At 52.4% G+C, this 20,580-nt stretch carries 17 protein-coding genes and 1 riboswitch; of the genes, 10 read left to right on the plus strand and 7 right to left on the minus strand.

The genetic code is table 11. The features are described from left to right. Window positions 1-11 precede the first annotated feature (11 nt). From FS806_RS09245 to FS806_RS09260, 4 genes are all read right to left on the minus strand, one after another. Window positions 12-431, minus strand: a complete 420-nt coding sequence (locus tag FS806_RS09245; RefSeq protein WP_144934891.1) for an Rrf2 family transcriptional regulator — start codon at window positions 429-431, stop codon at window positions 12-14. Window positions 432-592: 161 nt separating this feature from the next. Continuing rightward, window positions 593-979, minus strand: a complete 387-nt coding sequence (mscL, locus tag FS806_RS09250) for a large conductance mechanosensitive channel protein MscL (RefSeq protein ID WP_144934894.1) — start codon at window positions 977-979, stop codon at window positions 593-595. Window positions 980-1,095: 116 nt separating this feature from the next. Next, window positions 1,096-2,301 (minus strand): MGDG synthase family glycosyltransferase, encoded by a 1,206-nt coding sequence (locus FS806_RS09255; RefSeq protein ID WP_186328292.1) that lies wholly within the window; start codon window positions 2,299-2,301, stop codon window positions 1,096-1,098. Window positions 2,302-2,532: 231 nt separating this feature from the next. Beyond that, window positions 2,533-3,903 carry a YjiH family protein gene (locus FS806_RS09260; protein ID WP_222126627.1) on the minus strand — a complete coding sequence of 457 codons (1,371 nt, stop codon included), beginning with the start codon at window positions 3,901-3,903 and terminating at the stop codon, window positions 2,533-2,535. A gap of 181 nt (window positions 3,904-4,084) precedes the next feature. On the opposite strand from FS806_RS09260, the gene FS806_RS09265 reads away from it, so the two are divergent. Both FS806_RS09265 and FS806_RS09270 read left to right on the plus strand, forming a co-directional pair. Further along, window positions 4,085-5,575 carry an MDR family MFS transporter gene (locus FS806_RS09265; RefSeq protein ID WP_144934902.1) on the plus strand — a complete coding sequence of 497 codons (1,491 nt, stop codon included), beginning with the start codon at window positions 4,085-4,087 and terminating at the stop codon, window positions 5,573-5,575. Window positions 5,576-5,707: 132 nt separating this feature from the next. Next, a complete protein-coding gene (locus FS806_RS09270; RefSeq protein ID WP_144934905.1) occupies window positions 5,708-6,241 on the plus strand; it encodes a hypothetical protein in 534 nt (177 codons plus the stop codon). A 214-nt stretch (window positions 6,242-6,455) separates the two neighbouring features. On the opposite strand, the gene FS806_RS09275 is transcribed toward FS806_RS09270, so the two are convergent. Beyond that, window positions 6,456-7,544: a M42 family metallopeptidase gene (locus tag FS806_RS09275; protein ID WP_144934908.1), complete on the minus strand. Its 1,089-nt coding sequence runs from the start codon at window positions 7,542-7,544 to the stop codon at window positions 6,456-6,458. Window positions 7,545-7,716: 172 nt separating this feature from the next. Next, window positions 7,717-8,535 carry a pyridoxine/pyridoxal/pyridoxamine kinase gene (gene pdxK, locus FS806_RS09280; RefSeq protein WP_144934911.1) on the minus strand — a complete coding sequence of 273 codons (819 nt, stop codon included), beginning with the start codon at window positions 8,533-8,535 and terminating at the stop codon, window positions 7,717-7,719. Between the two features lie 412 nt (window positions 8,536-8,947). Further along, a riboswitch (TPP riboswitch) is annotated at window positions 8,948-9,063 on the plus strand. Window positions 9,064-9,218: 155 nt separating this feature from the next. On the opposite strand from pdxK, the gene FS806_RS09285 reads away from it, so the two are divergent. After that, the gene (locus FS806_RS09285; protein ID WP_144934968.1) at window positions 9,219-10,019 is read left to right on the plus strand and encodes an ABC transporter ATP-binding protein; all 801 of its coding nucleotides are present in this window, start codon (window positions 9,219-9,221) and stop codon (window positions 10,017-10,019) included. Between the two features lie 588 nt (window positions 10,020-10,607). Here FS806_RS09285 and FS806_RS09290 read toward each other — a convergent pair. Then, window positions 10,608-11,873 carry a Glu/Leu/Phe/Val family dehydrogenase gene (locus FS806_RS09290; RefSeq protein ID WP_144934914.1) on the minus strand — a complete coding sequence of 422 codons (1,266 nt, stop codon included), beginning with the start codon at window positions 11,871-11,873 and terminating at the stop codon, window positions 10,608-10,610. A gap of 404 nt (window positions 11,874-12,277) precedes the next feature. On the opposite strand from FS806_RS09290, the gene FS806_RS09295 reads away from it, so the two are divergent. From FS806_RS09295 to cls, 7 genes are all read left to right on the plus strand, one after another. Continuing rightward, on the plus strand, window positions 12,278-13,276 hold the full coding sequence (locus tag FS806_RS09295; protein WP_144934918.1) for a beta-ketoacyl-ACP synthase III: 999 nt from the start codon (window positions 12,278-12,280) through the stop codon (window positions 13,274-13,276). Beyond that, window positions 13,266-14,462: an ATP-grasp domain-containing protein gene (locus FS806_RS09300; protein WP_144934920.1), complete on the plus strand. Its 1,197-nt coding sequence runs from the start codon at window positions 13,266-13,268 to the stop codon at window positions 14,460-14,462. The genes FS806_RS09295 and FS806_RS09300 overlap by 11 nt, the downstream gene beginning before the upstream one ends. Next, window positions 14,459-15,460, plus strand: a complete 1,002-nt coding sequence (locus FS806_RS09305; RefSeq protein WP_144934923.1) for an NAD-dependent epimerase/dehydratase family protein — start codon at window positions 14,459-14,461, stop codon at window positions 15,458-15,460. Before FS806_RS09300 ends, FS806_RS09305 begins: the two co-directional genes overlap by 4 nt. Then, complete coding sequence (locus FS806_RS09310; RefSeq protein ID WP_144934926.1) at window positions 15,447-16,781, plus strand: F390 synthetase-related protein; 1,335 nt, start codon at window positions 15,447-15,449, stop codon at window positions 16,779-16,781. Before FS806_RS09305 ends, FS806_RS09310 begins: the two co-directional genes overlap by 14 nt. Beyond that, window positions 16,781-17,929: a GNAT family N-acetyltransferase gene (locus FS806_RS09315; RefSeq protein ID WP_144934929.1), complete on the plus strand. Its 1,149-nt coding sequence runs from the start codon at window positions 16,781-16,783 to the stop codon at window positions 17,927-17,929. Before FS806_RS09310 ends, FS806_RS09315 begins: the two co-directional genes overlap by 1 nt. Before the next feature lie 52 nt (window positions 17,930-17,981). After that, window positions 17,982-18,857 carry an SDR family oxidoreductase gene (locus FS806_RS09320; protein ID WP_144934931.1) on the plus strand — a complete coding sequence of 292 codons (876 nt, stop codon included), beginning with the start codon at window positions 17,982-17,984 and terminating at the stop codon, window positions 18,855-18,857. Window positions 18,858-19,021: 164 nt separating this feature from the next. Continuing rightward, window positions 19,022-20,551: a cardiolipin synthase gene (gene cls, locus FS806_RS09325; protein ID WP_144934935.1), complete on the plus strand. Its 1,530-nt coding sequence runs from the start codon at window positions 19,022-19,024 to the stop codon at window positions 20,549-20,551. The last annotated feature ends 29 nt before the right edge of the window (window positions 20,552-20,580 follow it).

A 20,580-nucleotide genomic window follows, 5' to 3' on the forward strand; every position in this document is an offset into this window, starting at 1 on the left:
CAAGAGCAGGGCTAAAGCTTAAGGACCTGCCTCAGCACATCTTCAATCGTGTATCGGGACAGCTTTTCCTTAACAGCGGCCTCCGCTTCCTGCATAATCCCTTCAAGCACCGGAAGCATATTACGGCCTACAACGCAGGTTTCGCTGGGCTGGCTCTTGTGCAGACAGTAGGCTTCGCACCCTTCGATCACATGATAAACATCCAGAAGGGTTATTTGATCCGCCGGACGGGACAGCTTGGTTCCGCCGAGAGCACCAGGCTGGGAGATCACCAGATTACCCCTGGCCAGCCTGCACAGGATGCGGCGTATAACAACCGGATTCGTATTGACGCTTTCCGCCATTTCCTCCGAAGTGACTTGGTCAAATTGACCCCGGGCAATAAAGACCAGCATATGAACAGCGACAGCAAACTGGCTGTTAGAGAACATGCCCCCTCCTCCTTTTGTAACCCAACGAGTTACATTTTAGCATGGAAATCAGCGCAATGTAAAGAAGCCTGAAGGGATGGACAAAGGAGAATTGCAGGGAGCGGCCATATACGGATAACGTTCAATATGGCCGTTTCCCTCGGTCAACGAACGACCGATGCTTATCCGTTCTTCTGCTGCTTAAGCAGATCGCGGATTTCGGTCAGCAGAAGCTCCTCTTTGGACGGAGCCGGCGGCTCCGATTTCTCTTCCTTGGCTTCCTTGCGCTTTAATTTGTTAAAAGCTTTAATGAAAAGAAAGATGGAGAAAGCCACGATGAAGAAATCAATGATCGTCTGCAGGAAAACGCCGTAATTCAGGGAAGCATCCCCGAGCGGGTATTGCAGGCTGGACAGATCCACTCCGCCCATGAGCAAACCGATGATCGGCATAATGATGTCATTTACCAGGGAAGTCACAATTTTGCCGAAGGCCGCCCCGATAATAACCCCCACCGCCAGATCCATAACATTTCCTTTTAAAGCAAACTTCTTAAACTCTTCCCACATTCAGGTTCACCTGCTTTAGTATGATAGAATCATGGACTAGTATATCAAATGATGAAATAGCTTTTGATAGGACTGTGGTAGGAATGGTCGAAAATGTCCAAAAAGATCCAAAAAGATCAAAAAGACAAGCGGTCCATCGGAACCGGGATACGTTCATGCGTCGGCATGTGATTTCGATGGTGCGTTCCCAACCGATTTACGGTTTCCAGCACATCCAGGGTAATCGACCGCGCCGCATGAGGCTGCTGCTGCGAATTGATTCTGGAGATGGCGGATTTCACTCTTCTATAGGCGACCGGATCGGACAACAGCTTCCGGATCTGCTCCTGCAGCTCTTCAGCCGTTCTGGCCACGAGGGCGGCCCCTCTGTCGTTCAAGTAACGGGCATTTTCCTTCTCCTGGCCCGGAAACGGCTTAAAGATACAGATAGGGACATTCATTTTAATAGCTTCCGATAGAGTAATTCCTCCGGCTTTGGTAATGATGCAGGAGGCCAGCCTCATTAACTCGTGGATCGTTTCCACGTAACCGAGAAGCTTAACCTGCGGCTGGTGCGCGAACCGGGCTTGCAGTTCCTCCTTGAGCTTGCCGTTCTTGCCGCAAACGACCGCAAACTGGACGTTGTCCAATGCAGTCAGGTGCTCCAGAATCGATTTCATGTTCTGCAGGACCCCGTAGGCGCCGGCCATAACAAGAACAACCGGCTTGCCCGGGTCCAATCCATACTGTTCATATAGCTTGCAGGTATCGACCGAGGCATAGAACGATTCCCGGATCGGAATTCCGCTGACCATAATTTGCCGGGGCTGGATCTTCCTCTGAATCATAGCTTCCTTCAGGTCCTTGGTGGCAACATAGAAGCGGTCCGATTTCGAGATCATCCAACGGTTGTGCAGGGCGAAATCGGTCAGGACGGTAAAGGTCGGGATCGCTATCCCCGATTTTCTGCACAGAGGCGAGACCGGAACGTAGGGAAAAGTGCTGATCACCGCATCCGGAAGCAGACTGCGTATGACCTGTTTGAATTTCTGCCTTCCGAGAGCAAGCAGCGGTTTGGCCAGCCACTTATCATAATTTAGATTTCGGGTAGAATAGTAGCTCCAGCCGTAATAGTCGAAGCCTGCCCGTTGTGAGGGCCCGCTCTTTAAATAAATATATCGGATCAACGAGTTTAACCGGGGGTGGGCCTCATCCAGCAAATCGAGCACATGAACGCTGCGTACACCTTGGGTGTGGAATTCATTCCGCAAAGCGTTGGCTACCTGAATATGGCCGTCACCATAACCGGCGGTCAGGATCAGAATGTTAGGATCGTCATTCATTCGAGCCGTGCTCCTTTCGTTCATGGTGTTAACCGACTACCCTTAGAATACCGGTCAATGATTAACGCCGTTCGCAGCTTTCTTCAAAAATTCGTAAACCATTTGTATAAAGGAAAGCAGGACGGAATTATTTTAGCAGATCGGAAAAACATATGGCTAGTATTTGAAAAAAAATTTTCCGCTTCCAAGGGCTCCAGAAACATAGGCCGTCATTGGAACAGCATGCACATTTTAAAAAATGAGATGGGCCGCCAGAACGACAACCGGAAGTGTAATCAGGGTCCGCTCTATGAAAATAATAAATAAATCCTTCAGTGAAATCGGGATTTTCGAACCGAGCAGCAATCCTCCCACCTCGGACATATAGATGAGCTGCGTAACCGAAATCGCTGCGATAACGAAGCGGGTTAGCTCGCTCTCGATCGAGCCGGCCAGCACCGTCGGCAGGAACATATCGGCAAATCCGACGATCATGGTCTGGGAGGCGGCCTGGGCTTCAGGAACTTGCATAAGCTCAAGCAGAGGCAGGAACGGAAGTCCGAGCCATTTGAAAATAGGGGTATATTCCGCCAAAATCAAGGCCAGCGTTCCAATAGCCATAACTACGGGAACGACTCCGATCCATAGGTCCATAATATTTTTGAGACCTTCGCTTGCAAAGCCTCTCATGCCCGTATTCTCCTTGGCTTTACGGACAGCCTGCGATACCCCCCACCGCCATGGCGTGTAATTCTCGGGGATGGCTTCCTTCTCCGCCGGCCGGTCGGAATCGTAGTAAGTATCCCGTTTCCTGGAAAGCGGGGGAATCCGCGGCATGATAATGGCGGCCACTAATCCGGCAAGACTGACGGTAATATAAAATGGGATAAACAGGTGCTCCAGTTTCACCTGGGCAAGCACAACGAAGCAGAAGGTGATGGAAACGGCCGAGAAGGTCGTCCCGATGACGGCAGCCTCGCGTTTAGTATAGTAACCGGTCTCGTACTGTTTGCTCGTAAGCAGGACGCCGATCGTTCCGTCTCCCAGCCAGGAGGTCAGGCAGTCTATGGAAGAACGCCCGGGCAGAGTAAAGAGGGGTCTCATCACCTTAATCATCAATGCCCCGATGAACTCCAGCAGGCCGAAATTGACCAGCAGCGGCAGCAGCATCCCGGCTAACAAAAATACGACGAACAATAACGGCAGCAGATCAAACAGCAGGACTTGACCGGTATCTTCGGATTGAATCCATTCCGGACCGATATGAAATAAAGTGGCCAGGGCGAACAATACCCCTAGTCCTCTTATGATTAACCAGAAGGGAGGCACGTCAAACAAGCTGGTCCAAAAGGGACTGCGCGCAAGCCAAGCCGGCTTGTGGAGTTTGACGATGACACTTCCTATAAAGCTGACCGCGATCAAGAAGAATGTTAACTGCGGGAGCCAATCCGTCAGAAGGGCCTGCAGTTCTTTGGCCAGTATGGCGATGGGTATGGTCACTTGCCCTTTCCACATGAGCGGGGTCATAAATAATAAAATACCGATGACAGAGGGAATGACAAATTTCAGGACATCGGTGGTGCTAAAAGTTAGTCTGGCACGCTGCGGTTTCATTATCTCCATCCTTCATTGGTTCTATCTATATGAATGAACCTTATTTTATCCTTATAAATTATAGCGGAAAACAGTAAGGGACGCCTAGGAATATAGTTCCATATAGAAGAAAAATTAATAGGCACTTCATACAAATAAGGAAGGATTTGATATACTAAAAGACATTGGTAATAAGATCGGGGGGAAAAGGATGCAAACAAATACGCGATTAGTCATGGCTTCGCTTATGATTTTAACTTTCCTGACCGCAATTGAAGGAACGGTCGTCAGTACGGCCATGCCCAAGATTGTAAGCGATCTGCAGGGAATACAATTAATGAACTGGGTTTTCTCCATTTACCTGTTGTTATCGGCTATAACCGTTCCTGTCTTTGGCAAGCTGTCTGACTTGTTTGGCCGCAAGCGGATCTTCTTTGCCGGTACTCTTATCTTCCTGTTAGGCTCCGCCTTGTGCGGCATTTCGCAGACGATGGGACAGCTTATTGTATTTCGCGCTGTGCAGGGAATAGGAGCCGGCGCCGTCATACCGATCGCCTCCATTATCATTGGAGATATTTTTCCGGTCGAGCAGAGGTCCAAGATGATCGGATTGTTGGGCATGATGTGGGGAGTGTCCGGGCTGCTCGGACCGTTAGTGGGCGGATTTTTCGTCGATCAGATTTCGTGGCACTGGATATTCTTCTTCAACCTTCCGTTCGGATTTGCCGCGATGCTGATCCTGGCACTATCCTTCAAGGAAAAATTCGAGAAGACTAAAAAGAATATCGACTATTGGGGAGCGGCGGTCTTCGCGGCAGCCATGTTCGCTCTCCTCTACGCCTTACAGAGAGGCGGGGAAGATCATCAATGGACTTCGCCGACGGTTCTTGTTCTTTTTGCGGCTTTTATTGTATTAATGCTCTTATTCATATACATAGAGTCAAGAGTGAAGGACCCGATGATTCCGCTCAAGCTGTTCCGTGTCCGTGTAATAACGTTAGCCAATATCGTAGCTTTCCTGGTCAGTGCCATTCTGATTGGAGTGACGGTATATCTCCCGATGTGGGTGCAGGGAGTACTAGGATATAGCGCCACCCGTTCGGGATTTGTGCTGACCCCGATGTCCCTGGTTTGGACGATCGGTTCCTTCCTGTGCGGAAAGCTGTTGGTTAAGAGAGGGGTTCGTTTCACTTCCCTCGCCGGATACAGTCTGATTCTCATTATTACGCTATGGCTCTCCCTGCTGCAGATGGACAGTCCACAATTTCAGCTGTACCTTATCACGACCATACAGGGAATGGGGTTCGGTCTGATTTTGACAATGAGCACGGTCAGTGTACAGTCCGCGGTGGATTGGTCGATGCGCGGAGTGGCGACATCCTCCAACGTATTCTTCCGCAGCCTCGGCCAGACGGTCGGCGCTGCACTGCTGGGGACTTATTTCAACGCCAGGCTGATGACGGCCATTAATGAGAAACGTGTGCAAGGGGAAGCGGTGGACCTGGATGGTCTGAATAACTTGATCAATCCCCAGCAGGCAGGGGATATTTCGGAAGCGGTTCGGCAGAGCTTGCGCGAGGTGCTTGTTTTTGGGGTTCACCATGTATTTGTCGCGTTGTTTGTGATTGCTATCGCTGGCTTCCTGGCTTCCTTCCTTCTTCCCAGAAGAGTCGCTGAGCCTGAGCCTGCTCAAGAGCACTAATGGAATAGCATTCGTCATACCTGCACAAACTTATAAAGTCATAGATCGTCTCCTGCTCACATAGCTATAGGTTAAGAAGAAAGATTCGTATTGGACAAACTATAGCGTGTAAGCAGGAAGGAGACGGCATGTATGAGGAGCGGCAAGCCGGGGACGGCGGACTCCTGCTATCGGGGGGCGGGGAGATTTCCCTCTTATCTTAAGAAACAGCTCGTTCACGTGAAGCATAATCTGTACTTGAACCGGGGGGACCCTTCTTATTATGAGAAGGTGCTTCGGTATGTGAACCCTTCCTGTGCGGAAGCTCATTATCGGGTTGGGGCGAAGTGTGAGGAAGAAGGGAGTTACTCCAAGGCGCTGAAGCATTATTTGGCTGCCGCTATGGACTTGTCTTCTTCCTATTCGTTTAAAGCCAAGCTTGCTATGCGGAGATTGCTGGAGGAGGAGCCTGCGGAGAGCGCGGCCCGAAGCAGGAAGGCCGATTATGTGGTCGCCGGTCGCCATGTGCTTCCACTTCGTTCGCCTGAAAGTCCGCATAGTACGAAAAAGTCCAAGGCAACCGCTGCCGAAGGGCCGCGAAGCCCGGGCATATCCAAGCCAATTCTGGCCGGATTTATAATGATCCATTTACTTCTGCTAGTCTTGCTGCTCTTCCTGAACGGTTAGTCCGAAATTAAAGGGCGGTTTGAAAGGGAGAAGCTAAAAACAGAACCGCCCCGGAATCTCCTGATCGGAGTTCCTGGGCGGTTTTTTAACCACATTAGAAAGTTTAAGTTCATTAAAGCATTAAAATGGAACAACTTTCTAATTGGCATAAAAAGCTACCTTTAAAACCGGGTTATTCGTCTTCGAAGAGGCTCCGTTAGGAGCTTTTTGTACGTCATCCGTAGATGATTTCTTTCACTGTCTTCTGATCCAGCTTCTTGATGACTTCTACAAGAAGCTTGACCGCATTTTCATAATCGTCACGGTGCAGAATGGCTGCATGCGTGTGAATATAGCGTGTCGCAATGCAGATGGCAAGAGCAGGAACGCCTCCGGCGGTCAGATGGATGGCTCCCGCATCCGTTCCACCTCCGGCGACGAAGTCAAACTGGTAAGGGATTCCCGCTTCGTCGGCCGTATCCGTGACCAGATGGCGCAGCCTGCGGTGGGAGATCATGGAGCCGTCATAAACCAGCACCTGCGGGCCCTTGCCCATCTTGGCCAGTGCCTCCTTGTCGTTGATTCCCGGAGTATCGCCGGCAATACCGACATCTACAGAGAATCCGATATCCGGCTGAATCAGATTCGTAGCCGTCTTCGCTCCCCGCAGGCCGACTTCTTCCTGTACGGTACCGACGCCGTATACGGTATTCGGGTGATCGACATCTTTCAGCTGGCGAAGCACATCGATCGCTATGGCACATCCGATCCGGTTATCCCATGCCTTGGCCATCAGCAGCTTGTCGTTCTTCATCACCGTAAATTCACATACCGGGAAGATGGAATCCCCCGGCCGGACCCCGAACTCCATTGCTTCTTCCTTGCTGGACGCGCCGATATCGATGAACATATCTCGCTTCTCTACCGGCTTCTTGCGGGCGTCGGGCGAGAGAATGTGCGGAGGCTTCGAGCCGATGACTCCCGGAATTTTCTCTCCGGAACGGGTGACCACGGTAACTCTTTGGGCGAGCATAACCTGCTCCCACCAGCCGCCCAGCGTCTGAAACTGGAGGAAGCCCTTGTCATCGATATGCGTTACCATAAATCCGATTTCATCGAGATGACCGGCGATCATAATTTTCGGCCCTTCGGTTTTCCCTTTCTTAACGGCGATCAAGCTGCCCAGCCGATCTACAGTCACTTCATCGGAGTAGGGCTCTATGTACTTCTTCATAACCGCACGGGGCTCGTCCTCGTTGCCGGGCACTCCATTCGCATCGGTTAAATCTTTGAGCATCTGTAAAGTAGTATCCAATTCAGCCATCTTTTTCTTCCTCCTTTGATATGGAACGAAGTTAAGTGTTTTCATCTAAACTTTATCACATTATTTGGAAATCAGAAACCATCAAGAAGGATGAGGTGATACTAATTTTCCGTTTTTGAAGCTAAAGCAGAGCCCGCTTCCTTTAACAGGCCGCGGGCTTCATATGACTGTATTAAATGCTGCCGCCCTCGTAATTGCGGTAAGCGCCATGGTTCGTGGGGCCGACATAGCTGTTCAGGGCGAAGGAATGGCGAATGGCCGCCGTAATGAACTTCTTGGCCGTGTGAATGGCTTCCCGGACGCTCTTGCCCTTGGCCAATTCAGCAGTAATGGCGGATGAGTAGGTACAGCCTGCGCCATGGGTATAGGTGGTGCTGATCTTCTCCGATTCCAGAATCTCGAAGGTCTCCCCATCGTACAGCAGATCGATCGCACGGGTTTCGCTGACGAGCTTGCCGCCGCCTTTGATCAGGACGTATTTGGCTCCGAGCGAATGAATCTTCACCGCTGCTTCTTTCATCTGCTCCACCGATTTGATCGGGCCGTAGCCGCTTAGTTGGGAAGCCTCGAACAGGTTCGGCGTCACGACCAGCGCTTTCGGAACGAGCACGTCACGCAGGCTGTTGTTCGTCTCCGGATGAAGAGCCTCATCCGCCCCCTTGCAGACCATAACCGGGTCCACGACGACGTTGGTCAACTGATATTTCTCGATTTTGCTGGCCGCCATCTCGATAATCTCGATGGAGCCGAGCATACCGGTTTTGGCAGCGTCTACTCCGATTCCGCAAATGATCGTTTCCAATTGGGCTTCCAGAACATCGGCGGAAATCGGGAAGACGTTATGAAACCAATTATTATGCGGATCTTGTGCGACTATGGTAGTTAGAGCGGTCATGCCATAGACTCCGAGCTCCTGGAAAGTCTTGAGGTCGGCTTGTATTCCGGCGCCTCCGCTGCTGTCGGAACCTGCAATGGTTAGTGCTTTTTTCATAATCTTCGCAAAGATACACGTGATACGAGTATTAGAGAGGGAATGATCCGAATCTCTTCTCCCGGGAAGTCACGTCTCCTTGCTTCCTCCTTTTTGTAACAGGGTATAATCGTGCCGCAAGGCGGCTTACAAAACAAAATGGACTACCCCAATATATTACTATGATTTCGCCAATCGATAAACCTATTCCGAGAAAAAAAGAGCTACTTGTTCAGCATCATGGAGAAAAGGGGCGCTAATGGACAATTCCGGCACCAGGGTCTATAATGTCATCAGAGTGAATGAGCTTGGGCGAAGCAGAATCTCAAGGAATCCATCCGGTTAAGTACCGCTTGAGTTTCGGGGCTGCGCCAACAAAGGCAGCGGCTTAAGCTCGTCAGACACTATCGGAAAAATTATAAATAACATGAATATTAGATGCCAGGGGTGCTGGAATCCGGCCGGCTGAGATTGTATCCCTTAAAGATACTGACCCTTTCTGAACCTGATCTGGGTAATGCCAGCGTAGGAAAGCAGCAGATTCGCTTTTTGATTTGGCATGCGCGCTCCCGGGGAAGGGGGCTTTTTTAAATTACAGGTATAAGTTTTGCATGCTTATTCAGTTCTACAAGGTCGGCGACTGCCGTTTTCCTTGAGGGGTTGGCTGGTGGGATTATTGAGGGGTTCTGCATATTTTGAACGGAATGGAGGACAAGGCGTTGGAAAATCAACTGGAGCTGCACCATATTACTCAAATTTTCAATACGAAAGGAAAACCCGCTCCGGTGCTGGACGAGGTCTCTTTAACCGTGCGCAAGGGGGAGTTCGTCTCCATTATAGGGCCCTCCGGCTGTGGAAAAAGCACCCTGTTTCACATCATCGGCGGCCTGATCCGGCCTACAGGGGGACGGGTGAACATGGAAGGGAAAGATGTAACCGGGCAGCAAGGACATATAAGCTATATGCCTCAGCAGCCTGCGCTATTCCCTTGGCGGACGATCGAGGACAATGTCATTCTCGCCAGAGAGGTTGCCGGCTTGCCCAAACGGGAGGCTCTGGAAGAAGCAAGAGTCTGGCTTTCCAGAGTCGGATTAGGCGGCTACGAGAAAGCTTATCCCCATGTATTGTCCGGGGGGATGCAGCAGCGTGTGGCTTTCCTCCGGGCCCTGCTCAGTCCGCAGGAGCTGATCTGTCTGGATGAACCGTTCAGCGCGTTGGATGCATTAACGAGAACGGAAATGCAGAGCTGGCTGTTGGATATTTGGGAGGTCCATCAACGGTCGGTGCTGTTCATAACACATAATATAGAAGAAGCGCTGCTGCTGTCGGACACCGTCTACCTCTTTTCCAGCAGGCCCGCCAAGGTGCTTAGGAAAATAGACGTTCCTTTCTCCCGCCCACGGCAGGAGGCCCTGCTAACGGACCCTGATTTTATCCGCTTGAGACAAGATATTTACCAACAAATGAAGGAGGAACAGGGGAAGATGCGCCAGGCGACCCGTTAGGGGCTTGGGGGGCTGCCTTTGAATCCGCTGGTTTCAAAATGTAAGATAGTATTAGTTTTGCATGGAAATTCGTTCCAGGTGCATAGGCGTCTAACTACCTTGAAAATCCACCCATTTTCACAATCTGATGGTGCCGCGGCCAGAGGCGTGGGGGTCTAGATGGATTTTATACAGCTAATTTGTTCCTTTTCCGCTGCAAACGGCAACTAACTGGAAAACCTACAGGTAGTTTGGGCAAAAAAGGTGATATCTGCAAAAAAACTTGATTTTAAATGTAGTTTTTCCAGCTAGTTCAGTCGCTTTGCGCCGCCGCCTTGAATCTAACTGTACAAAATACAGTTAGAACCCCTAACCGCAACGATGGAGTACCATTCATCCACATCCGATAAACAGGAAACGGGGTTGTCTCCATAAGTCGATCTATAATTTTTCAAGTCCCACCTAGAGTTTGGCTGCAAAAAAAGGACCCCGTCCCCACTCAGAGCGGGGTTTGAGGTCCTTTTTGCTTCATTTTTGGGATGTTCCCGTTTTATGCGAACGCTTTTGGGACAGCCCCGTTTTTATATATAGTTGGCGATTATTTCGGGATTATACCCAGCCTCTGGCTTCCATAGCTTCTTTGATGCGGAGCAAGGAAATCATGAAGGCTCCCGTACGTAAGTCGGTATTATACTCCTTGGCCAAATTACGCACTGCGTGATAGGAGTGAACCATTTTCTCCTGAAGCTTGCTGTTGACTTCCTCTTCCGTCCAGTAATGATTCATCAGGTTCTGAACCCATTCGAAGTAGGAAACCGTAACTCCTCCGGCGTTGGCCAGAATGTCCGGTATGACGATGATTCCTTTTTCGTTCAGAATTTTGTCCGCGCCCGGGGTCGTCGGACCGTTAGCGGCTTCTGCGATAATTTTCGCACGGATTCGGTCGGCATTGGCCGTTGTAATTACATTTTCCAAAGCCGCAGGAATAAGAATATCTACATCCAGAGCAAGCAAATCTTCATTAGAGATATGGTACTCGGCACCATAGTCGAGAAGAGAAGCCGTATCCTTCAGCCGTTCAGCCTCTTTCAGATCCAGTCCTTCCGGATTGTAAATGCCGCCCTTGGAGTCACTTACGGCAACAATTTTGCAGCCCATCTCGGTCAGCAGGTCGGCGGCAATCCGTCCGGCGTTTCCGAAGCCTTGAATGGCGACCGTCGTCTGTTCCGGAGTCCGGCCGAGCTCTTTAAGAGCTTCGATAATTGTGTAGACACAGCCTCTGGCGGTAGCTTCATTCCGTCCTTTGGACCCTCCAATGATGAGAGGCTTGCCGGTAATCACTCCGGGAGAGTTATAGCCCTTGATTCGGCTGTAAGTATCCATCATCCAGCCCATAATTTGTGGGGTAGTATACACGTCCGGTGCAGGGATATCTTTCTCAGGTCCTACAATATCCGCAATAGCTTCCATAAAGCCTCGGCTAACTCTCTCCAGCTCGCCTTTGCTTAATTCATGGGGATCGCAGATAACTCCGCCTTTGCCGCCGCCGTATGGAAGCCCGACCACTCCACATTTGAAAGACATCCACATGGAGAGGGCCTTCACTTCGTCCATCGTCACGTCCGGGTGGAAGCGAATGCCGCCTTTGGTCGGTCCGATCGCGTCATTATGCTGAGAGCGGTACCCTTCGAAAACTCTTACCGATCCGTCGTCCATTCTTACCGAGAAGGAAACCGCCAATACGCGTTTGGGCTTCTTGAGAATTTCGACTACGTGGCTGGGCAGATCCAGGACGGCTGCCGCAGAGTCGATTTGTCTCTGTACAATTTCAAAAGGATTAAGGCTCTCTATCTGTCCGACAACTTGTGCATGCATGGGTATCAACAACCTTTCTTAGAATGAAATTTGAACAAAATGACGACCTGCAAACTTGATAATTGTTTATTATAGAGGAAATGTCTGATAAAAGGAAATTAAATGCTTTTTTTGGTCCATAAATAAAACTTATCACTAAAGAAAAACGGCTATTTTCTTGGTGTTTCTAAGTAATCCTTAGTATTATTAGGTATTACTTTTTTGGTTCAAAAGGCTTAGTTTTTCCGGCATCTTTACATAAAATGATATAATACTTGTGACATCGGTAAAATCGAACTTATATTGGTTACAAGAAATATCGAATTAGGGAAAAATGTCGTTAACAAAAATTTCATATTTTTAGACAGCTAAAAAGTTCTCCTGAATGGATATTCAGGCGCTAATGGGATGAGGGAGTCTTTACTATGCAAATCAGAAATGTAAAAATTTTGGGTACGGGGAAATATTTGCCCGCAAGGCGGATTTATTCCGACGAAATGGACCGGCGATTGGGGACTCCGGATGGATGGACGCTGCGTAAGACGGATGTGCGTGTCCGTCATTTTGCAGACGGGGAGACCGCCTCTGCGATGGGGGCCGCAGCCGCTGAGGAAGCTCTGAAGGATGCCGGCCTAAAGCTATCCGATATAGGTTGTCTGGTCTGTACCAGCGGAACTGCGGAGCAGCCTATTCCGTCCACTGGCTCTTTGATTCAGAAGGCTATGGGCGGGGAGGACAGCGGGATTCCCAGCTTCGATGTCAATTCTACCTGTCTGAGCTTCCTGACCGGGTTCGATCTTCTTTCGTATCTGGTGGAAGCGGGAAGATATGAGCGGGTGCTGCTGGTGTCTACCGAGATAGCTTCTGTAGGCTTGAACTGGAACCATAAGGAGAGCGGAGCTTTGTTCGGGGATGGAGCCGCCGCCGTTGTCATTGGACGGTCGGCGGAAGAAGAGGAATCGAGAATTATATGTTCAAGGATGGAGACATACAGCAAGGGAGCCCGGTATTCGGAAATCCGCGGAGGCGGCACCCGGATTCATCCGCGGGAGCATGGGCCGGGCAGGGAGGAAGATTTCCTCTTTCATATGGATGGCAAAGCCATCTTCAAGATGGCCGCGAAGCTGCTGCCGTCTTTCGTTGACAAGCTGCTCCGCCCGGCAGGCCTGAGCATGGCCGACATTCAGCATGTCATTCCGCATCAGGGGAGTGCCATGGCGATGAGGCTTATAACGAGCCGATTGGGGATTTCACAGGAGCAGCTCGTTTATATAACGCCGAACCACGGCAACACAATTGCGGCCTCGATTCCAATGGGGCTGCATGAAGCCGCCGTGCAAGGAAGAATGAAGCGCGGGGACCGCGTGCTGCTGCTGGGGACGTCCGCCGGGCTGTCTTTGGGAGGAATGGTTCTTGTCTACTAGACCGGCACAAGAAGAGGGGGAAGGCCCGCTGACGGTTCTGATTACCGGTGGCCGCGCTCCGGCCGCATTGGAGCTGGCCAGATTATGGTCGGCTGCCGGTCATAGGGTCATCACGGCGGACAGCATCGCCCGAACGCTGTGCGGGGCGTCGAGGCGGGTGGCCGGAAACTATGTGCTTCCGGAAGTCAATGATGGCCCGCAGCAATATATAGAAGCTTTGGCAGATGTTATTCAACGCGAACGGGTGCATATGCTCATTCCGACCTGCGAGGAGGTGTTCGCGGTCTCGCGGTTCCGCGAGAGGCTGCTTCCTCTATGTCAGGTTCTGGTCGACGAAGCTTCCAAGCTGAGCCTTCTTCATAATAAATGGGAATTTATAGACACGGCGAAGCGGCTCGGCTTTCGGGTACCCGAAACACGTCTTCTGACCTCGGCGGGGGAGGTTCAGGCCTTCCTGGAAGAAGGCGATCCACTGCGGTGTTATGTATTGAAGCCCGTCTATTCGCGGTTTGCCTCCAAGGTCCGTATCGTCAGAGGGGGCGAAGCCGCCGGGGATATTCCGGCCTCTGGCAGATATCCATGGGTAGGTCAGCAGTTCATAGAGGGTAAGCCTTACTGCACCTACGGGATTGCCCATGATGGAAGGCTGACCGCCCATGCGGTCTATGCGTCAAAATTTACAGCGGGGCAAGGGGCCTGCGTCTGCTTCGAGCGGGAGGAGCATTCCGGATTGCAGGAATGGGTGGCCCGTATGGTTTCGGCGATCCGGTTCACGGGGCAGATCGCCTTCGATTTTATCGAGACGGAGGAGGGGACCCTCTACCCGCTGGAATGTAACCCGCGGGCAACCAGCGGTATTCATCTGTTCCGGGCGGAGGACAGATTGGATCGGGCCTTCCTCGATACTGCGTCCGACTCCATTCTCACCCCGTCGGGAAATCGGCCAACGGTGCTGAAAGGAGCGATGCTGCTGTATGCATGGAAGGGGATGAGCAGCCTGCCCCGTGCCCGGGACTGGATGAGAGCAGTATTTCGGGGACGGGATGCGGTCTTTCGCTGGGACGATCCGGCGCCTTTGGCCGCCCAATGGCCAATGCTGCTGCATTTCTGGCGGAAAAGCAGGAAGCACGGAATATCGATTGCGGAAGCGACTACCATAGATATGGAGTGGAATGGGGAACGATGAGAGCATTAGTTACCGGAGCGACCGGTTTCATCGGAGGCAAGCTGGCGAGACGGCTGGAAGCCATGGGCTGGCAGGTAACGGCCGTAGGACGTAACTTACAGGAGGGCAGGAGCCTTGCTGCTGACGGAATTCTTTTTGTCCCCGCAGATTTGGCGGATGAGGCAGCGATCAGGAAGGCTTGCGACGGGCAGGATATCGTATTTCACTGCGGAGCTCTGTCCTCTCCCTGGGGGAAGTACGAGCATTTTTATAACAGCAATGTGATTGGAACGCGAAATATAGCCCAAGGCTCTTTGGAGCATAAGGTAAAGAGACTGGTACATGTATCTACGCCAAGCATCTATTTCGATTACACGGACCGGCTCGGAATTAAAGAGGACGATGCTCTGCCGGCCAAGCCGGTCAACGCGTACGCGGCCACCAAGCTGCTGGCGGAGCAGGAAGCGGACCGGGCTTACGAAGCCGGGCTGGAGGTTGTCACGATCCGTCCCCGCGCGGTGTTCGGACCGGGGGACCGGGCCATTCTTCCCCGTCTTCTCAGAGCCAATGAACGCGGCAAAGTTCCGCTTATTAATGGCGGCCAGGCACTGATGGATGTCACTTATGTTGAGAATGTGGTGGATGCTCTGCTGCTCTGTGCGGAAGCCGGCCCTTCGGCCCTCGGCCGGAAATTTAATATTACCAATGGAGAGCCGGTCCGGCTGCTGGATTTGCTGAACAAGGTTTTCTCGCTTCTGGATGAGCCGCTGCGGGCGAAGCCTATATCCTTACGTACGATCTACCGGTTGGCCGGAATATTGGAATGGTCTGCGAAGGTTTTTGCCGGAGGCAGGGAGCCTCTGATTACCCGGTATTCGGCGGGAGTGCTGGGAACGAGTCAGACGCTGGATATAGGGGCTGCGCAGCAGAAGCTGGGCTATCGTCCGAGAGTTTCCTTGGAGGAAGGTTTGCATGAATTTGTGAAATGGTGGAGGAAGCGAACGGATGAACAACTTTAGTCGGATCAAGGAGCCGTTAACGCTTCTCGGAAACTATATATCGACCAAATACGGACGGAGCTGGGGCAGCCGCAGAGAGCTGCTCCTGTGGCAGGAATGGCAGGTGAGGAGGCATCTCCGGTACGTGCTGGCGAGGTCGCCGTACTACCGGGAAGCGGCGGGGGGACTGCCTCTGGAGCAGTGGCGGGAGTTCCCGGTTATAGATAAGCGGGAAATGATGGCGCATTTTGACCGTTTGAACACGGAAGGAATCGGCCTGGAGGAAGCGCTGGAGGCTGCCTGGGAGGCGGAAAAATGCCGCGATTTCTCCCCGACGGTTCGCGGAATCACGGTCGGTCTGTCCTCGGGAACGTCAGGGCATCGGGGAGTGTTTCTGGTCAGCCGGCAGGAGCAGATGGCCTGGGCCGGAACCATTATGGCCAAGGTGCTGCCCGGAGGCCTGCTGCAGAAGCATCGGGTGGCGTTCTTCCTTCGGGCGAACAGCAACTTGTACGCCTCGGTCCGCAAGGGAAGGATTGAGTTTCAATACTTCGATCTGTTGGAGCCGATTGAGAAGCACGTGTCCCAATTGAACACTTACCGTCCGACCCTGCTTGTCGCTCCCGCCTCGGTTCTGAGGCTGCTGGCCGAAGCGGTGAAGACGGGGGCTCTGCATATTCGCCCGGACAAGATCGTCTCCGTAGCGGAAGTGCTGGACCCGTTAGACGAGCGGTATATCGGAGAGTGCTTTGGCCGTCAGGTGCATCAGATTTACCAGTGTACGGAAGGATTCCTCGGCTTTACCTGCTCTCACGGAACTCTTCATCTGAACGAGGATCTGCTGGTTGTCGAGAAGGAATACCTGGAAGGGGCGGAGCGGAAATTCGTGCCGATTCTGACCGATTTCCGCAGAAGAACGCAGCCGATTATCCGCTACCGGCTCAACGATATTCTGACCGAAAGGAAGGAGCCCTGCCCGTGCGGCTCCAAGCTGCTTGCCCTGGAGCAGATAGAGGGCCGGAGCGATGATCTGTTCTATCTGCACTCGGTTGCCGACGGCCGCAGGAAGCCGGTATTTCCGGACTTCATCCGCAGGGCGGTCCTGTCCGCTTCGCCCGAGATCGAGGAATACCTCATCATCCAGCATTCCGAACGGCTCGTAGAATGTTCGCTGAAGGTGCGGCCGGAGCTGGAAGCCGCTTGCCGGGAGCAGGTAAGCCGGGCGCTGACGGAGCTCTGCAGCAGGCTGCATTGCCATGCTCCCAATATTCGTTACAGCGAGTACGTTCGGGGACCGCGCGAACGAAAGCTGAGGAGGGTGGAGAGGAGGTTCGCTCTCTGATGTCTGTCAAGCTGTATGACCGGGCCGATGCCGACCGGATGGAATGGCCGGATACGGAGGATGCGCGATACACCCGCAGCTATTGGCTGCCGATGCTTCGCTTCGGGAGCGGGAATTTTATTGGTAATGTGAGTACCCGATGTCTCCTGGCCAAGGTGAACGAAATGCTGCTGCCGGTAACGGTTAACGAGGCGGAGTACGACAATTCCTACGTCTGCTCTCCCTACACCCATTATGTTACGTATACTTTGCAGGAGCTGGCATTGCTCCGGAGTCCGGGATTGGAGACGGTGCTCCGGAGCGTTATCCGCTCGATGGGATACTGGCTGCGGCAGGGCCGGATCAACCAGGCGGTCCATATCAACAATTGGCTGCTGTCCACCAATTTGTATCCGAAATGGCAGGAGGGCGCAGTAAGCGAACTGACCGCCAGTTTGCGCGAAGCCTTCCCCGAGCACGCCTTGGTCTTCCGGTCGGTCAATCCGGCCACCGACCCGGATTGGTATGAGGCGCTGCTTCGCGAGGGCTACAAGATGGTCGGCAGCCGCCAAGTCTACCTGCTCAATACCGTGCAGCCGGAGACGCTTCCTTCCAAAGCCCGCTGGCTGATGAAGAGGGACGGAAAGCTGCTTGCGCAGAGCGGATATGAAGTGGTCGGCCCGGAAGGGCTCACATCGGATGATGTGCCGCGCATGCTGGAATTGTACAATGCCTTGTATTTGCAAAAATATTCGCTGTGCAATCCCCAATTCAGCGAACGTTTTTTTGAAACGGCGCTTCGCGAGGGCACTCTGCGGTTGATGGTTCTGCGCAACGAAGGCCGGATCGATGCCGTGCTCGGCTATTATCGCCGGAATGGAATCATGACCACACCCATTTTCGGTTATGACACAAGCCTGCCGGCAGATACCGGTCTCTACCGGATGCTGTCCGTTGTGCTAGTCCGCGAGGCCGAGCGGCAGGGGCTGCTGCTCAACGAGAGCTCGGGAGCGGCGGGCTTCAAGCGATGCCGGGGCGCGCTTCCGCAGATAGAGTACACGGCCGTATATGACAAGCATTTGCCGGCTTACCGCAGACGGCGGTGGACGGTGCTGGCGGAGATTACCCGGCGAGTAGGCATCCCCATGATGCAGAAGCGGAAATTGTAGGGGCGGCTAACGACCGGATTTTAGGAAAGCATGGGAGAAAGGCGGTGTCGGGATGAACAGGAAGGGTGCGGACGAGCGTCCGGTGGCGATAGTGACGGGAAGCTCCAGCGGCTTCGGATTGCATACCTGTATCCTGCTGGCTAAGGAAGGGTACACGGTGATCGCCACGATGAGAGACCCGTCCAGGGGAAGCGAGCTGCTGCGGAAGGCGGAGGAAGCGGGGGAAGAGGTGTCCTCAGCCATTCATATCCGCACTCTGGACGTAACGGATGCCATCCAGGCCGAAGCGGTCGTTGGAGAGACGGTTCGCCAGTACGGGTGTATAGATTTGCTGGTCAATAATGCCGGATACGCATGTGGGGGATACGCCGAGGAGGTTCCGCTGGAGGAATGGCGCAGCCAGTTCGAAACGAATTTCTTCGGAGCCCTCTCGTTAACGAAAGCGGTCCTTCCCTCAATGCGCGAACGGGGCCGGGGAAAGATCATAAACATGAGCAGCATAAGCGGACGGTTCGGATTGCCGGGATACGCACCGTATGCCGCATCCAAGTTCGCCTTGGAAGGGTTCAGCGAAGCGTTAAGGCTGGAGATGCTCCCGTATGGCGTCCATGTCGTGCTGATCGAGCCGGGTGCTTACCGGACGGCCATTTGGAACAAAGGATTCGAGGCCATCAACATTCGGCCCGAATCGCCATACAGGCCATGGATGGAAGCCGTGCTGCGCTTCTCTCGCCGGACAGCCGAGACGGCACCGGGTCCCGAGCAGGTCGCCAGAGCGGTCGTCAAGGCAGCCCGCAAGCGCAGCCCGAGGCTTCGCTACCCGATAGGCAGAGGCTCGCTGCTGCTTCGTGCAGGGCGAATGCTGCTGCCGTGGCGCTGGCTGGAGAGAATCGTGCTCCAAGCATTGAAAGGAGGCTCCTCCTCTTAAATGGAAAGGAGACAGGCTTTGTTTCGGTTAAGGCATATAAGACCGCAGCCTTCCCGACTTGTCCGAAAGCCCCGGTATTTTTGCCAAATTACGTTATTTCTCGACAAGTTGGGTTATAATTAAGAAGCATATATTACTGGTGCACCGGAAGACGGGGGAAGCGAATGAAGCGTTCTATTCAAATCATTATTCTGATGATTATTGTTTTGGTTCTGCTTTATTATTTGAATTTATATTTTGGCAGCGCCCTGCTGCGGTTCAGTCAATTTTTCGCCACTTTTTTCAGCGTGACGATGTCACTCGCGGTTCTATTCGTCGGACTCGTTATTTTTATGGAGAACAGACACCCGTCCAGTACGGTAGCATGGATACTGGTGCTGGCGCTGGTCCCTATTGTAGGGTTTCTTTTCTATTTATTGTTCGGTCAGAACTATAGGAAACGTAAGAACTATAACCAAAAGGCGCTGCGAGACGCACAAGCCTATGCGTTCATAGAAAACCGCGCACTGGCCAATCATCATAAGCTGTCCGAATTTCCGGAGAGTCTGCAGAGGCTGTTTCGCTTGTCCCAGACGATGGCGAAGAGCCCTATCTCTTTCTCTACCCGGACGGAGATTCTGACTAACGGAGAAGCGACCTTTTCCGCCATTTTAAGAGAGCTGAACAAGGCTGTCCATCATATACATATGGAATACTATATTTATAGGGACGATGAAATCGGAACGCAAATCCAGCAGATTCTGATCGAGAAAGCGAAGGCCGGGGTGGAGGTGCGCTTTCTGTATGACGCGGTGGGAAGCTTGAAGCTGCCGGAATCTTTTCTCGACGAAATGAGACGGGCCGGGGTACAGGTTGTCGCCTTCTCTCCGGTTTACTTCCCGCTGCTGTCGAATAAGGTGAACTTCCGAAATCATCGTAAAATCGTAGTCATCGATGGAGAGGTCGGGTTTACCGGCGGTTTAAACGTCGGGGATGAATATTTAAGCCGCAGCGCGACGTACGGATTTTGGCGGGATACTCATATGCTCGTCCGGGGGGAAGCGGTGCGCACGCTGCAGATCATCTTTCTCCAGGATTGGCTCTACATGACGGGAGAAGCGCATATGAACCCCGAGTATCTATCGCCTACGCTGACGGAGAGGCCGGGGGACGGCGCCGTTCAGATGATTGCCAGCGGGCCGGATAGTGAGTGGAAGACGATGAAGAGCCTGTTCTTCGCGATGATTACATCTGCGAAGCGGTCGATTTGGATTGCCACCCCTTATTTTATACCGGATGACGACATCTATACGGCTTTGCAGGTGGCGGCCTTGTCCAAGATCGACGTCAAGATTCTGTTCCCGAAGAAGCCGGACAAGTGGATTCCTTATCTTGCTTCACATTCCTACTTCCCGGAGCTGTTGGAGGCCGGAGTGCAAATTTACGAGTACGAGAAAGGGTTCATGCATTCCAAAATCTTGATCATCGACGGGGAAATGGCTTCGATCGGCACGGCCAACATGGATATGCGGAGCTTCCATCTGAACTTTGAAGTCAATGCGTTTATTTATCAAACGGAAAGCACGCGTACGCTCGTCTCTGATTTTCAAGCCGATCTTCAAGATTCAACCCGAATCGTTAAAGAAAAGTTCTCGAAAAAATGGCTCGTCCGATTTATGGAATCGGCGGCGCGTCTGCTGTCTCCGCTGCTCTGAAGCCAAGGAAGCTGCAGGTCGGCATTCAA

The organism is Paenibacillus sp. 32O-W, from assembly GCF_007679495.1.
Lineage (GTDB): Bacteria > Bacillota > Bacilli > Paenibacillales > NBRC-103111 > Paenibacillus_L > Paenibacillus_L residui.